Raw genomic sequence first — 12,158 nt, 5'->3', positions numbered from 1 at the left:
CGACTCGGTAAAACATTATCTATCGGGTTGATTTTATCAATTAATAATACAACTCTAAAAAAACCACATTATTAACAATGAGTTGTAATTGATTTCTCGGTTTTTCAGGTAGTTGAAGACCAAAAGTGATGGCTTTGCCTTAGTTAAATACTTAGAATCCCAACCAAGTTTACCTACCATACAAACCTCTTATGCTTCAAACGCTTTACACCATACTGCTTTACCTAATCCAGCCGCTCATTTGGATCAGATTGTGGATGCGTGGTCGTAAAGCTCCTGCCTACAGAAAGCGTTGGGCGGAGCGATATGGCTTTTGCTCAAACAAAATGCTTTCCGGTGGGATCATGTTGCACTCTGTTTCCGTAGGGGAGACGCTGGCCGCGATCCCGTTAGTTAGAGCCCTGCGCCATCGCTATCCAACGTTACCCATCACGGTAACCACGATGACGCCAACAGGCTCCGAGCGCGTGCAATCAGCGTTTGGCAAAGATGTTCAGCATGTCTACTTGCCTTATGATCTTCCAGGTTCAATTAACCGCTTTCTAGACCGTGTTAATCCAAAGTTAGTTCTCATTATGGAAACCGAACTTTGGCCAAACTTGATAACCGCGCTTAATAAACGCCAGATACCGCTTGTTATTGCCAACGCACGTTTGTCTGCCCGCTCGGCAAAAGGTTATGCAAAACTTGGCGGCTTTATTCGCGATATCTTGCGCCGCATCACACTGATAGCCGCACAGAATCAAGAAGACGGTGAACGTTTTATCTCTTTGGGACTAAAACCATCCCAACTGGCAGTCACTGGCAGTTTAAAGTTCGATATTTCCGTAACACCACAGCTCGCCGCTAAAGCGGTGACACTCCGACGCCAATGGGCACCCCATCGTCAAGTCTGGATTGCAACAAGCACCCACGAAGGCGAAGAAGACATTTTGATTGATGCTCACAAGCAGCTGCTAGAGCATTTCCCTGAGCTGTTACTCATTCTTGTCCCACGCCACCCTGAACGTTTCAACGACGCCATTAAGCTCACGCAGCAAGCAGGTCTAAGCTACATCACGCGTTCATCCGGTGAAATTCCCTCGGCCAAAACTCAAGTCGTTATTGGCGATACGATGGGCGAACTCATGTTGCTATATGGCATCGCCGACCTTGCCTTTGTGGGTGGAAGCTTAGTTGAACGAGGGGGGCATAATCCGCTGGAACCAGCGGCGCACGCAATCCCTGTTCTTATGGGCCCACATACCATCAACTTTAAAGATATCTGTGCCAGACTAGAACAGGCTGATGGTTTAATTACCGTGACAGATGCAGCGTCTTTGGTAAAAGAAATCACAACACTGTTAACTGATGAAGATTACCGTAGTTACTATGGCCGCCACGCCGTTGAAGTGCTATATCAGAATCAGGGTGCATTACAGAAATTATTACACCTGCTTGAACCTTATCTTCCCGTAAAGAACCATTGAGAGCGGTAATCATGGAAAAGCGCGCCATCTATCCCGGTACTTTTGATCCGATGACTAACGGTCATTTAGATTTAGTGACTCGTGCCGCTAACATGTTTGATCACGTTATTCTTGCGATTGCAGCTAGCCCAAGTAAAAAACCGATGTTCAGCTTAGAAGAACGGGTCGCCTTAGCAACGCAGGTGACGGCTCATCTGCCTAATGTGGAAGTTTTAGGGTTTAGCGAACTCATGGCGCATTTTGCTCAGCATCAAAATGCCAATATTTTGGTTCGTGGCCTCAGAGCTGTTTCTGATTTTGAATATGAAATGCAGCTCGCAAATATGAACCGTCATTTGATGCCGACGCTGGAAAGCGTGTTTCTCATGCCCTCCAAAGAATGGTCGTTTATCTCGTCATCTTTGGTGAAGGAAGTTGCTCGCCACGGTGGAGATATCGCGCCTTTCGTGCCTGAGATAATTGCTCAGGCACTGAGTGAGAAACTTATCTAGCGCCTACTTCTGGCAGCGTGGACAAAAAAACGTCGTGCGCTGCCCGTGCTTTCCGCTCAGTATTTTCTCGCCGCACACTCGGCATGCTTCCCCTGCTCTACCATAGACCTGTAGTTCCTGCGCAAAATATCCCGGCTTACCATCAGACTGCAAAAAGTCTTTCAAAGTCGTACCACCCTGTTCAATCGAACGTAGTAGCACTGCTTTTATGGTTGCCACCAGCACATCAGCATCTTTTCTCGTTAATGAACCTGCTGGCCGATCGGGGCTAATGCGTGCGGTAAACAGTGACTCACTGGCATAAATATTTCCGACGCCCACAACCACCTTATTATCCATTAGCCACGCCTTCACGGCCGTCTTCTTACTACGCGACTTCTGATAGAGATAATCACCATCAAACTCGTCACTGAGTGGCTCAGGGCCAAGATGGGCTAACACATTGGATGAGTCTAAATCTTTACACCACAGCCAAGCACCAAAGCGGCGTGGGTCGGTGTAACGCAGCATCATGCCACTCGACAAGATCATATCGACATGGTCATGTTTTTGAGGGGGCTCATCGGCGGGTAAGATACGAACGCTACCAGACATACCAAGATGAACGATAATCCATCCATCTGCCAACTCAATCAGCAAATACTTGGCGCGGCGCTGCACGCTAAGCACTGGCTTATCGCTTAATCGAAGCAGTTCATCAGAGACTGGCCATCGGAGTTTAGGCTGGCGAACCACAAGATGTTCGATTGAATGGCCGACTAAAAAGGGTTCGATCCCGCGGCGACTGGTTTCTACTTCTGGTAGTTCTGGCATTTTACTCCCCAACTCAAAGGCAATTTGCCATCTGATGACGGCTATAATCACCATGTGGGGGCATTTTAGAATAAAAAAAACCCAGCCGAAGCTGGGTTTTCTTAAATCCACTAAAATTATTTAATTTTAGCTTCTTTGTAGATCACATGCTGACGTACAACCGGATCAAACTTTTTCAGTTCAAGTTTTTCTGGTTTGGTACGTTTGTTCTTGGTAGTGGTGTAGAAGTGACCAGTACCAGCAGACGAAACCAGCTTGATCTTCTCGCGAATACCTTTAGCCATGATTCAGTTCCTTAATACTTCTCACCGCGGGCGCGAATTTCGGCCAAGACCGTTTCGATACCCTTTTTATCAATAACACGCATACCTTTAGCAGATACACGCAGAGTTACAAAGCGCTTCTCGCCTTCAACCCAAAAGCGGTGTGAATGCAGGTTAGGCAGAAAACGGCGTTTGGTTGCGTTCATCGCGTGGGAACGGTTATTACCGGCCACCGGACGCTTGCCAGTAACTTGGCAGACTCGGGACATGTCTATTCTCCAAAAATCAAATCAGCTCGAGCTTCGTATAGGAAGTAGCCGCCTCGTCAGGCTTTAGAGCCCATCTCAGCAAACTTCACCGAGGAGACTCTGAGTCAGGTCGAAACCTGCTGAGATAGGCTCTTAACGCTACAACCAAGATTCTCAAAGGTGGCGTAGTATACGCTCTGAAGCGTAAGTGCTCAAGACCCGAACAGCAAAGATCCCAAAGGATCGCGAAAAAAAGCTTAAAGCCACCCTCTTTCAGCAAAAGACACGCTCTGGCCGTGACCGATCACCATATGATCTAGCACACGGATATCCAATAATGCGCAAGCTTTCACCACTCTTTCTGTGAGCACACGATCTGCTGCACTGGGCTCTGCTATTCCGGACGGATGATTATGTGCAAGGATTAACGCAACGGCGTTAACCTTAAGCGCACCCCGCACAATTTCGCGTGGATATACATCCACACAGTTTATAGTACCCGAAAACATCTCCTCAGAGCGAATTACGCGATGCTGGTTGTCTAAAAATAAGACAAAAAAGGCTTCTCGCTCGTATCCGGAGAACACATTTTGCAAATATAGCGCCGTTAACTCGGGTCGAGTGATGACACTTTGCTCAGTAAGCTGCCGATGCAAAAATCGTTTTGACAGTTCCATCACTGCCTGCAGCTGTGCATATCGAGAGATACCAAGGCCAGGTTTCGAACAAAAACTATCGTAATCGGCCTGCATCAGACTGTAAATTGAGCCAAACTCGCGAATCAAATGCGACGATAGCGCCATCACATTAACCCCTTTCGTGCCTGTACGTAAAAATATCGCTAGCAGTTCCTGATCGGATAATGATTCACGTCCTAGGGACAATAGTTTTTCTCTTGGGGCCAACATTGATGGCCAGTACGCTGTCGCGACGCTTTCTTCCATGAAATAAAACTCACAAGATAGGTTTAAGCCATCATCTCAATTTCTAAAATGGCGTCGAGTACCAAACACCATCAATGCGAAGAAGTGCGCAAAAAACGATCGCAACGACTGCAACACATGTCATCTTCTCCGCTTATGGTAAAATCACGCCAATTTCTGTCTCGAATGGAATAGCACCATGACTGCACTGACAGGCAAACGCATTGTATTAGGCATCAGCGGGGGCATCGCTGCATATAAATGCCCAGAAATAGTACGTCGACTGCGAGAACGTGGCGCAGAGGTTCGCGTGGTAATGACAAAAGGCGCGGAAGCGTTTATCACCCCGCTAACCTTACAAGCTGTTTCAGGCTATCCAGTATCGGATGACCTGCTGGATCCTGCAGCAGAGGCGTCAATGGGGCATATTGAACTCGGCAAATGGGCTGATCTGGTCGTTATCGCACCAGCAACCGCTGATTTAATTGCACGCATTGCCGCCGGAATGGCAAATGATCTTCTCAGCACCGTATGTTTGGCAACCGCTGCACCTATTGCAATTGCCCCAGCGATGAACCAACAGATGTATCGCGCTGCGGCAACGCAAGAGAATCTGAAAACGCTGGAGCGCCGAGGCTTACAGCTCTGGGGGCCAGACAGCGGCAGCCAAGCCTGTGGCGACGTAGGGCCTGGGCGCATGCTCGATCCAATGGTGTTAGTCACCATGATTCAGGCGCATTTTTCTCAGCAGCAGGATCTCGCACAATACAGCATTCTTATCACCGCGGGCCCAACACGTGAAGCCCTAGACCCTGTACGTTTCATCACTAACCATAGTTCAGGGAAAATGGGCTTTTCTATCGCAGCGGCTGCCGCAAAACGCGGCGCTAAAGTCACACTGGTGAGCGGGCCGGTTAATCAAAAAACACCTGAAGGTGTGGTGCGTATCGACGTGGAAAGCGCATTAGAAATGCAAACAGAGGTGCTTGCTCAGGTTCCAGCACATCAAATTTTCATTTCTTGCGCTGCGGTGGCAGACTATCGCGCCGAACAAATTTGCGACGAAAAAATAAAAAAACAGGGCGATGAAATCACGCTTAAGCTGGTGAAAAACCCTGATATTGTGGCAGGTGTTGCAGCCCTGACTGAGCATCGCCCCTATGTCGTAGGATTTGCCGCCGAAACCCAGAATGTGGAAGAATACGCCAAGCAAAAACTTGCACGTAAAAATCTGGATATGATTTGTGCGAACGATGTTTCCCAAGAAGGGCAAGGGTTTAACACCGATACCAATGCCTTACACCTTTTTTGGCCGCAGGGCGATAAGCAGCTGCCACTCAGCAATAAGTCCTTGTTGGGCCACTATTTAATTGACGAGATTGTCAGCCATTATGAAGAAAAAAATAGACGTTAAAATTTTAGATCCGCGCATCGGTGAACAATTCCCATTGCCAACCTATGCCACTCCAGGTTCTGCGGGTCTAGACCTACGCGCTTGTTTGGATGAAGCCGTCATTTTGGCACCGGGTGAAACCACTCTGTTGCCAACCGGACTGGCAATTCATATTGAAGATCCTAGCCTAGCGGCAATCATCCTGCCTCGTTCTGGTTTGGGCCATAAGCACGGGATCGTATTGGGTAATCTGGTCGGCTTGATCGATTCTGACTATCAAGGTCAGTTGATGGTTTCCGTCTGGAACCGTGGCCAAACGACCTTTACCATTGAGCCGGGTGAACGAATTGCTCAGATGGTGCTAGTCCCTGTGGTACAGGCAGACTTCAATCTCGTCGAATCTTTTGACGAGAGCGAACGTGGTGCAGGTGGCTTTGGTCACTCAGGTCGCCAATAAGTCGTTTACCACGCTACAAAAAAACCAATAAGCCACCCTGAGGTGGCTAACTGTTTGGTGTGCCCGTTATCACCGCTTAGCAAGGATCTTGTCTGGCATGGCAGAAAAAGAAAATACGAAAAGGAACCGTCGCGAGGAAATCTTGCAGGCGCTGGCGCAAATGCTGGAATCCAGCGACGGTAGCCAACGCATTACTACTGCAAAACTTGCTGCGAACGTGGGTGTTTCAGAAGCTGCACTTTATCGCCATTTTCCTAGTAAAACGCGGATGTTTGATAGTCTTATCGAGTTTATCGAAGACAGTCTGATCACCCGCATTAACCTCATCTTGCAGGATGAAAAAGAAACCTTTAATAGGCTTCGTCTTATTCTGCTGTTGATTCTAGGATTTGCAGAACGCAACCCGGGGCTGACCCGTATTATGACCGGTCATGCCTTGATGTTTGAACAAGATCGCCTTCAAGGGCGCATCAATCAGCTATTTGAGCGTATTGAAGCCCAAATCCGACAGGTGCTCAAAGAGAGAAAGATCCGTGAGGGGCAGGGGTTTGTCCACGATGAAACGCTGCTTGCAGGACAGCTTTTAGCCTTCTGTGAAGGCATGCTGTCTCGCTTTGTGCGTTCAGAGTTCCGCTACCGCCCAACGCAGGAATTCGATTTGCGCTGGCCGTTGTTGGCAAGCCAACTTCAATAGCCTAAAAGCATAAAAACAAACGGCCACTCATCAGTGGCCGTTTTTCTTGGTCGCTATCACTTAAACGCCGTACTGCTCACGATACGCTTTTACTGACGCCAAGGATTCTGCCATTTCCGGCTTCTCTTCCAAGTAGCTGATCAAATCTTTCAGCGTAATAATTGAAATCACCTTACAGCCATAATCACGTTCAACTTCTTGAATCGCTGAAATATCTGCGCGGCCGCGCTCTTGGCGATCGAGCGAAATCAGCACACCGGCCAATTTAGCATTGTGCGCTTGGATAATTTCCATTGATTCACGAATTGCGGTACCCGCAGTAATCACATCATCCACCAGCATGACTTTGCCCTGTAATGGGCTACCTACCAACGTCCCGCCTTCACCGTGAGATTTAGCTTCTTTGCGGTTAAAGCAATACGGTAAATCGCGATCATGATGCTCTGCCAGCGCCACCGCCGTGGTAGTCGCAATAGGGATGCCTTTATAGGCTGGGCCAAACAGCAAATCAAAATCAATGCCGCTATCAACCAAAGCCTCGGCATAGAAACGCCCCAACAATGCCAGATCGCGCCCAGTATTAAACAGGCCAGCGTTAAAGAAATATGGGCTGGTACGGCCTGATTTCAGCGTAAATTCGCCAAACTTCAATACCTGCTTGCTTAGCGCGAACTCAATAAACTGGCGCTGATAGGCTTTCATGCGTGCATCTCCTTCATTGTCGGTAATTAAATAATTCACTCGTGGATACAACCGTTTTTCTCATGCCAAATGGCAGGCATAAAAAAGGCGACTAACAAGTCGCTTGGGCATCCCAGACACAGCAGGAATGCCCAATATTTATCAATAACTTACATTATCCAGTTAGTGCCAAATAGTGCTATTTAGTGTCACTTGGTGGACAGTTTATGGACATTCCCGCAAGTGGGTTGAACCGAATCGCGTCCTGTAAATACTCAGGTGCGAAATGCGCGTATACCATTGTTTGCTGAATAGTCGCGTGCCCTAGGATGCGCTGTAACGTAATGATATTACCTCCATTCATCATAAAATGCGTGGCAAACGTATGCCGTAAAACATGTAGAGCCTGCCCTCTGGGTAAATCTGGCTTTATTTCCTTGAGGACGTTCCGCGCTCTCATGTAGTTGGGGTAAAACAGTCGGCCTGTTGCCTTTGTTTTTACCTCTGCCTCTAACTCGTTATTGATAGGGACTGCTCGACGCTTGCCATTTTTAGTCTTCATGAAAATGACTCGCCCACCAATAACATGCTCTCCTTTGAGGCTGGCGATTTCGTCCCAGCGCCCGCCAGTAGCAAGGCACAATAACGCAGCTTTTAAATCATCCCCATCCAATCGAGAAAGCAAAAGCGCCACCTCGTCAGCAGATAAAAACGACATATCAGTTTCAGCTTCTTTAAAGGGCTTCACTTCATGGAACGGGTTTGAGTTCTGGTATTCTTCGGCGTTAATCAGTTTGGTAAACATTCCACTCATGATTGCACATTGCCGGTTTACGCTTGACGGTTTGAGCCCGCGATCCAACATAACTACGCGATAATTCATGATGGCTTTGCGGGTTAACTGGTCTGCTCGCGTAACGTCCATCTCTGATAAATTGCCAATAATATTGGTCAGTCGTTCCCGCTCTTTCTCACCGCGTCGATGGTTTTTACCATGATATGCCCACCAAAGATTTAGCAACTCTGTGAGCTTTCGGCGGTCAGCGGGTTTATCCAGCCATTCTTTGTTGTGATAGTTAACTAGGATGTGGCGCTCAAAAATTTGCGCCTCGCCTTTAGTGTTAAATCTGCGCCGGATTCGCTTTCCCTCAGAACCCTGCGGCCTAACGTCCACTTCATAACGACCATCATCGAGTTTCTTAATAGACATAAGAAAGCCCTCTGACATTATCGTCATCTTGGTAACATATCGTGAAAATGTATAGCTTATAAATAGTTAGCCAATCTTCTTCTCTGATTGCTGCGAGGTTGTTTCGTCTTGCCCAATGTGTGCGAGGGCCGGTACGACTTGACCAGCTTTAGGATCCATCTCATCAAATAAGAACCAATCCCTATATTTTCTAAATATGGGAGATTTAAGTAATTTTTTGGTCGACTCTAAATTGGGTTCATTTCTCCCCTGCTCATACTGCCTGAGAGCCGAAAGTGTAATCCCTGTAATTTCTGCCATTTTTTCCTGTGTAAGCATCTCAGACTTGCGCATGATGCGAATCTTTGTAGCTACGGTAGTTGACATAGTGCGTTAACTCACTTAGTTTATGCGTTAGCAAACACACCCAACATATGAGCTGGGTAGTCCTAGATGGTGCCAGTTAGAAGCGCACCGGAATGGAGAATATCAAATGCAAGAAGTGACTAACACAACCGAGCATGTTCTCAGCGCAGAAAGCGAAATTGAAACCGCTGGAGATGAGGCTAAAGCAGAGAAAAAACGGGCTGAAGTGAAGCTGTCGAGTAAGCCATCAAAGCTACTGTCAAAGGAAGGATTCGCTTTGTACGTCGGAAAGACCCCTGTAGCCGTCACATCAATGGCAAAGGCTGGAAAGCTCCCCGCTTTTTACATGGCCGATCCACTTAATCCCGGTGGTAATGCTGAATTGTGGATTAATCGCGAAGAGTGGGACAAATACGCCGATCAGCTTGTCGAGGCGGCACCAGAAGAATGGCATAGCTGGAAAGACCGCATTAGCGCATCTAAACCACGCCGCATGGTCGCCCGCGTCGATACAAAATCAAGAACGTCAATGAACCACTAACCGGAGATTCAGCCATGACCGATAAAAAACAAATGTCAGTAAACGAAAGCCTCGCAAAAGTGAATAAGATTCTGCGCTCTGCTGGAGTTATCCCACTTCCATTCGAGCATAATGCCGCTTTATCAATTTTGGCCGATGTAGCTTGCCAGCAACAGGAAGAAATTGACGATCTGCGCGAACGTGTTTCACTGTCCGATCGCTTTATTGGTGGCTTAAACAAACATGTACAAAGCCAACCGCAAGGCCATGAGCCTGAAACGCTGATTCCTCTGGGAGCCATTGCCGCCGAATTGCTGTTAGCAATTAATGAGTTCGGACACACACCAATTAGCCCTAAGACGGCCACGCGTGCTCGCGAGCTATTTTCAAATATCGAAAATCAGGCGAAAGCCCTGATTAACGAAAATGACATTCTGCGTAATGCTGTAAAATGTGAATCTCCAGATTTGCCGATGACGATTGAGCACTCCATCGAGCTAAATGGAACTACTACAATAAACAGCCCTGCTATTGAAGTAATTTCACACCTAATTAAGGATGGCTCTATCCCGCTTGGGAAAAAAAATAAAGAAGACCGTCAGGATATGATTCGCAGTATTCATGAATCACTTAATATCGATAGTATGTCGCAAGGTTATGAGAATCAGGAATGCAAGGCGGAAGGTGTTTATTCTTTTGGTGAAATATATCCAGCAACAAGCGAAGACATTATTAATGATGGAGAGCATAATTTTTTCAAGAGTAAATACTATATAAATGGTGCTCATGCTGGCTCGATCGTTTTTTGTTGCAATCAATTTTCCGAATCAATTATTAAAAAAGAAATCAAGAGTAATTCGTTTAGCACAGGGCAGAGGATTGAAGTTGTAAATGCCGTATATGAGGCCATTCGTCGAGTGGGTCTTAAGCATGGTGTATCTAACTGTACTGGCGATGAAATGAGACAAATATTAAATGCATATTTTGATATATCAAGGAAGGAAATATAAGGCCATGTAGAACATAGCCTTGGAGATATTAATTAGACCATTCGATTATTACTTTTCTTTTAGGTGGGATTTTAGTTTCTAAATCTTCTGAGATTTGCTGTGCCATTTTTTGGAATAGCGTTGCTTCTTCGGCATTCTCAATTGGCTTATCAATTGAATTAAGTATTTTTATAGCGGCATCTAATGCGGACAAGAGATCTAAAATTTTATCTTCGGACATATTGACTTCCTTTTGTGGATTGGTTGTTTTTTGCGATTCGATCCTACCACAAAAAGACCATGCGCCGAGCATGGCTAAAACTCGGCATCTATTTGCAACCGTCTACCATGTGGACTGTTACCAATAGGTCTAAAACAGGAGGGGAATCATGCAGCAACCAATCTCAATAGCGCCGTTGCTCTGGAACCACCAGACAGCTCGCGCACTGGATACGCGCATCACCCACGGCAAAGGCCGCAAGGGGATTATTATCCGAGGTAGAAGTTTAGGTAAAACCAAAAGCATTAACCGCTTTATTCCGTGGGGGCAAAAATGACCGTTGTAACGCTTGATTCAGTAAAAGAATTGCCTGCCGGCTTGCGCTCCATAATTAGCCTGCACCTTGCCGCTCCACGCTGGAGCGAAACCTGTGATTTTTACAACCGCATGAGCGAACGCGAGCGCCTAACAGTCTGCTTTCACGCGCGATTAAAACAGCGTCATGCTATGGCTAAACTAGAAGAAATGAACGACGCCGATCGCGAGCGCGTGGTGTGTGCTATTGCAGAATTAAGTCGCGCATTTGCCGAATATCGCAAACATGGCATTAGTAAGCCGGGCTTTATCCGTCGCTTGACTATCAGCCAGCGGAGAACGCTTTTCCGTCATGCTGGCCTTACTGATATCGAGTTTAGCCAACCATATTGGAAGATGTACGATGAAGATTGTATATGGCGTGAAAAGTTATTTCGTGCATTGCGTGAATTATTTAGTTTATTTAGATATGCGCCGACGGTATTAACAGCGGTTAGACCCGAGCAATACCTCCACTAATTAAATACGAAGTTATTTAATAGGCGTTTTATTACGTCGGGTTTTATATTATCTGAGGTTCACTATGCATATGTATAAAACGGTCGGCCAAGAGATGCACCGAAAAGCCGAAGCGGAAATGCAAGAGCGGCTATTAAATAAGGCTCGTAATGAGGCTAAGGCTGACGCGGCTGTTATGTTCTCCGCTCGACTCGATGAGATTCTCGTACATGTTCAAAAAGAAGGGCTATCGAAAGATGAGCTAGTCGAGCTTGTGACACAAGAATCTATCAAGCTACACAACGAGGGTTTAAGTCATCGAGGGTTTTACTAATGGCTAAAACATTTAATTGGGTTTTTATTAATAATTGGTTTGCCGTCGCTAAGTGTAACGATAGTTCATTTATTCTTTCTGATATCAGAATGGATAAAGAGACTAAGGAAAACAATTATCCTGTGCGCGCTGTGTACTCAAATAAATTAACTTTAATTGCAGACATTACAAACCTGTGCGTTAAGCGTGGTATTTATTTGAAAACAATCCAAACACCATCCGAGCTTATGCGCGAAAGCCATCACTTTAATGAGCTAAGCCAACAGGCATTAATTCAACTTGAAAATAAATAAGG

Annotated in this window: 19 protein-coding genes; 11 read left to right on the top strand and 8 right to left on the bottom strand. The window is 46.4% G+C overall.

Features of this window, described 5'->3' with window-relative positions; genetic code table 11:
- Window positions 1-191 precede the first annotated feature (191 nt).
- Window positions 192-1,469, top strand: coding sequence for a lipid IV(A) 3-deoxy-D-manno-octulosonic acid transferase (gene waaA, locus DSM2777_RS03170; RefSeq protein ID WP_046457293.1), 1,278 nt, complete (start codon window positions 192-194; stop codon window positions 1,467-1,469).
- Between the two features lie 11 nt (window positions 1,470-1,480).
- On the top strand, window positions 1,481-1,960 hold the full coding sequence (gene coaD, locus DSM2777_RS03165; protein WP_025801513.1) for a pantetheine-phosphate adenylyltransferase: 480 nt from the start codon (window positions 1,481-1,483) through the stop codon (window positions 1,958-1,960).
- Between the two features lie 3 nt (window positions 1,961-1,963).
- Here coaD and mutM read toward each other — a convergent pair whose 3' ends face one another.
- The 4 genes from mutM to radC all read right to left on the bottom strand — a co-directional run bounded on the left by mutM (window position 1,964) and on the right by radC (window position 4,228).
- The gene (gene mutM / locus DSM2777_RS03160; protein WP_061553157.1) at window positions 1,964-2,773 is read right to left on the bottom strand and encodes a bifunctional DNA-formamidopyrimidine glycosylase/DNA-(apurinic or apyrimidinic site) lyase; all 810 of its coding nucleotides are present in this window, start codon (window positions 2,771-2,773) and stop codon (window positions 1,964-1,966) included.
- Window positions 2,774-2,889: 116 nt separating this feature from the next.
- Window positions 2,890-3,057, bottom strand: coding sequence for a 50S ribosomal protein L33 (gene rpmG, locus DSM2777_RS03155; protein WP_001051798.1), 168 nt, complete (start codon window positions 3,055-3,057; stop codon window positions 2,890-2,892).
- Window positions 3,058-3,068: 11 nt separating this feature from the next.
- Window positions 3,069-3,305, bottom strand: a complete 237-nt coding sequence (rpmB, locus tag DSM2777_RS03150; protein ID WP_008815765.1) for a 50S ribosomal protein L28 — start codon at window positions 3,303-3,305, stop codon at window positions 3,069-3,071.
- A 236-nt stretch (window positions 3,306-3,541) separates the two neighbouring features.
- Window positions 3,542-4,228, bottom strand: coding sequence for a RadC family protein (radC, locus tag DSM2777_RS03145; RefSeq protein WP_046457296.1), 687 nt, complete (start codon window positions 4,226-4,228; stop codon window positions 3,542-3,544).
- Between the two features lie 178 nt (window positions 4,229-4,406).
- Between radC and coaBC the strand changes: the two genes are divergently transcribed.
- From coaBC to slmA, 3 genes are all read left to right on the top strand, one after another.
- Window positions 4,407-5,621 carry a bifunctional phosphopantothenoylcysteine decarboxylase/phosphopantothenate--cysteine ligase CoaBC gene (coaBC, locus tag DSM2777_RS03140; protein WP_061553156.1) on the top strand — a complete coding sequence of 405 codons (1,215 nt, stop codon included), beginning with the start codon at window positions 4,407-4,409 and terminating at the stop codon, window positions 5,619-5,621.
- Window positions 5,599-6,057 carry a dUTP diphosphatase gene (gene dut / locus DSM2777_RS03135; RefSeq protein WP_025801517.1) on the top strand — a complete coding sequence of 153 codons (459 nt, stop codon included), beginning with the start codon at window positions 5,599-5,601 and terminating at the stop codon, window positions 6,055-6,057. Before coaBC ends, dut begins: the two co-directional genes overlap by 23 nt.
- Window positions 6,058-6,154: 97 nt before the next feature.
- Window positions 6,155-6,751, top strand: coding sequence for a nucleoid occlusion factor SlmA (gene slmA, locus DSM2777_RS03130; protein ID WP_043490061.1), 597 nt, complete (start codon window positions 6,155-6,157; stop codon window positions 6,749-6,751).
- A gap of 60 nt (window positions 6,752-6,811) precedes the next feature.
- Here slmA and pyrE read toward each other — a convergent pair whose 3' ends face one another.
- The 3 genes from pyrE to DSM2777_RS03115 form a co-directional block, all read right to left on the bottom strand.
- On the bottom strand, window positions 6,812-7,453 hold the full coding sequence (gene pyrE / locus DSM2777_RS03125) for an orotate phosphoribosyltransferase (RefSeq protein ID WP_040045244.1): 642 nt from the start codon (window positions 7,451-7,453) through the stop codon (window positions 6,812-6,814).
- A 178-nt stretch (window positions 7,454-7,631) separates the two neighbouring features.
- Entirely contained in the window at window positions 7,632-8,642 is a 1,011-nt protein-coding gene (locus tag DSM2777_RS03120; protein ID WP_061555313.1) for a phage integrase, read from the bottom strand.
- 66 nt (window positions 8,643-8,708) lie between these two features.
- Window positions 8,709-9,008 carry a helix-turn-helix transcriptional regulator gene (locus tag DSM2777_RS03115; protein ID WP_061553155.1) on the bottom strand — a complete coding sequence of 100 codons (300 nt, stop codon included), beginning with the start codon at window positions 9,006-9,008 and terminating at the stop codon, window positions 8,709-8,711.
- A 106-nt stretch (window positions 9,009-9,114) separates the two neighbouring features.
- Here DSM2777_RS03115 and DSM2777_RS03110 point away from each other — a divergent pair, with 106 nt between their 5' ends.
- Both DSM2777_RS03110 and DSM2777_RS03105 read left to right on the top strand, forming a co-directional pair.
- Complete coding sequence (locus DSM2777_RS03110; RefSeq protein ID WP_061553154.1) at window positions 9,115-9,528, top strand: Cox family DNA-binding protein; 414 nt, start codon at window positions 9,115-9,117, stop codon at window positions 9,526-9,528.
- A gap of 14 nt (window positions 9,529-9,542) precedes the next feature.
- Window positions 9,543-10,517 carry a hypothetical protein gene (locus DSM2777_RS03105; protein ID WP_061553153.1) on the top strand — a complete coding sequence of 325 codons (975 nt, stop codon included), beginning with the start codon at window positions 9,543-9,545 and terminating at the stop codon, window positions 10,515-10,517.
- Between the two features lie 28 nt (window positions 10,518-10,545).
- On the opposite strand, the gene DSM2777_RS03100 is transcribed toward DSM2777_RS03105, so the two are convergent.
- Window positions 10,546-10,737, bottom strand: a complete 192-nt coding sequence (locus DSM2777_RS03100; protein ID WP_061553152.1) for a hypothetical protein — start codon at window positions 10,735-10,737, stop codon at window positions 10,546-10,548.
- 148 nt (window positions 10,738-10,885) lie between these two features.
- Here DSM2777_RS03100 and DSM2777_RS24645 point away from each other — a divergent pair, with 148 nt between their 5' ends.
- The 4 genes from DSM2777_RS24645 (at window position 10,886) to DSM2777_RS03085 (ending at window position 12,156) form a co-directional block, all read left to right on the top strand.
- Entirely contained in the window at window positions 10,886-11,053 is a 168-nt protein-coding gene (locus DSM2777_RS24645; protein WP_167669501.1) for a hypothetical protein, read from the top strand.
- Window positions 11,050-11,550, top strand: a complete 501-nt coding sequence (locus tag DSM2777_RS03095; protein WP_061553151.1) for a hypothetical protein — start codon at window positions 11,050-11,052, stop codon at window positions 11,548-11,550. Before DSM2777_RS24645 ends, DSM2777_RS03095 begins: the two co-directional genes overlap by 4 nt.
- A 64-nt stretch (window positions 11,551-11,614) precedes the next feature.
- Window positions 11,615-11,863, top strand: a complete 249-nt coding sequence (locus tag DSM2777_RS03090) for a DUF2732 family protein (protein ID WP_061553150.1) — start codon at window positions 11,615-11,617, stop codon at window positions 11,861-11,863.
- Window positions 11,863-12,156, top strand: coding sequence for a DUF5405 family protein (locus DSM2777_RS03085; RefSeq protein WP_061553149.1), 294 nt, complete (start codon window positions 11,863-11,865; stop codon window positions 12,154-12,156). Before DSM2777_RS03090 ends, DSM2777_RS03085 begins: the two co-directional genes overlap by 1 nt.
- The last annotated feature ends 2 nt before the right edge of the window (window positions 12,157-12,158 follow it).

Origin of the sequence: Obesumbacterium proteus (genome assembly GCF_001586165.1) — a bacterium.
Taxonomy (GTDB): domain Bacteria; phylum Pseudomonadota; class Gammaproteobacteria; order Enterobacterales; family Enterobacteriaceae; genus Hafnia; species Hafnia protea.
Note: the sequence above shows the minus strand (reverse complement) of the source record. Positions and strands in the feature narration are given on the sequence as shown.

What these genes read in the sequence shown, in the direction of transcription:
- DSM2777_RS03105 (WP_061553153.1), top strand. Translation starts at nt 9,543, where the DNA reads ATGACCGATAAAAAACAAATGTCAGTAAACGAAAGCCTCGCAAAAGTG.
- DSM2777_RS03120 (WP_061555313.1), bottom strand. Translation starts at nt 8,642, where the DNA reads ATGTCTATTAAGAAACTCGATGATGGTCGTTATGAAGTGGACGTTAGG.
- dut (WP_025801517.1), top strand. Translation starts at nt 5,599, where the DNA reads ATGAAGAAAAAAATAGACGTTAAAATTTTAGATCCGCGCATCGGTGAA.
- mutM (WP_061553157.1), bottom strand. Translation starts at nt 2,773, where the DNA reads ATGCCAGAACTACCAGAAGTAGAAACCAGTCGCCGCGGGATCGAACCC.
- slmA (WP_043490061.1), top strand. Translation starts at nt 6,155, where the DNA reads ATGGCAGAAAAAGAAAATACGAAAAGGAACCGTCGCGAGGAAATCTTG.
- radC (WP_046457296.1), bottom strand. Translation starts at nt 4,228, where the DNA reads ATGGAAGAAAGCGTCGCGACAGCGTACTGGCCATCAATGTTGGCCCCA.
- DSM2777_RS03100 (WP_061553152.1), bottom strand. Translation starts at nt 10,737, where the DNA reads ATGTCCGAAGATAAAATTTTAGATCTCTTGTCCGCATTAGATGCCGCT.
- DSM2777_RS03090 (WP_061553150.1), top strand. Translation starts at nt 11,615, where the DNA reads ATGCATATGTATAAAACGGTCGGCCAAGAGATGCACCGAAAAGCCGAA.
- DSM2777_RS03115 (WP_061553155.1), bottom strand. Translation starts at nt 9,008, where the DNA reads ATGTCAACTACCGTAGCTACAAAGATTCGCATCATGCGCAAGTCTGAG.
- DSM2777_RS24645 (WP_167669501.1), top strand. Translation starts at nt 10,886, where the DNA reads ATGCAGCAACCAATCTCAATAGCGCCGTTGCTCTGGAACCACCAGACA.
- rpmG (WP_001051798.1), bottom strand. Translation starts at nt 3,057, where the DNA reads ATGGCTAAAGGTATTCGCGAGAAGATCAAGCTGGTTTCGTCTGCTGGT.
- coaBC (WP_061553156.1), top strand. Translation starts at nt 4,407, where the DNA reads ATGACTGCACTGACAGGCAAACGCATTGTATTAGGCATCAGCGGGGGC.
- DSM2777_RS03095 (WP_061553151.1), top strand. Translation starts at nt 11,050, where the DNA reads ATGACCGTTGTAACGCTTGATTCAGTAAAAGAATTGCCTGCCGGCTTG.
- waaA (WP_046457293.1), top strand. Translation starts at nt 192, where the DNA reads ATGCTTCAAACGCTTTACACCATACTGCTTTACCTAATCCAGCCGCTC.
- DSM2777_RS03110 (WP_061553154.1), top strand. Translation starts at nt 9,115, where the DNA reads ATGCAAGAAGTGACTAACACAACCGAGCATGTTCTCAGCGCAGAAAGC.
- rpmB (WP_008815765.1), bottom strand. Translation starts at nt 3,305, where the DNA reads ATGTCCCGAGTCTGCCAAGTTACTGGCAAGCGTCCGGTGGCCGGTAAT.
- coaD (WP_025801513.1), top strand. Translation starts at nt 1,481, where the DNA reads ATGGAAAAGCGCGCCATCTATCCCGGTACTTTTGATCCGATGACTAAC.
- pyrE (WP_040045244.1), bottom strand. Translation starts at nt 7,453, where the DNA reads ATGAAAGCCTATCAGCGCCAGTTTATTGAGTTCGCGCTAAGCAAGCAG.
- DSM2777_RS03085 (WP_061553149.1), top strand. Translation starts at nt 11,863, where the DNA reads ATGGCTAAAACATTTAATTGGGTTTTTATTAATAATTGGTTTGCCGTC.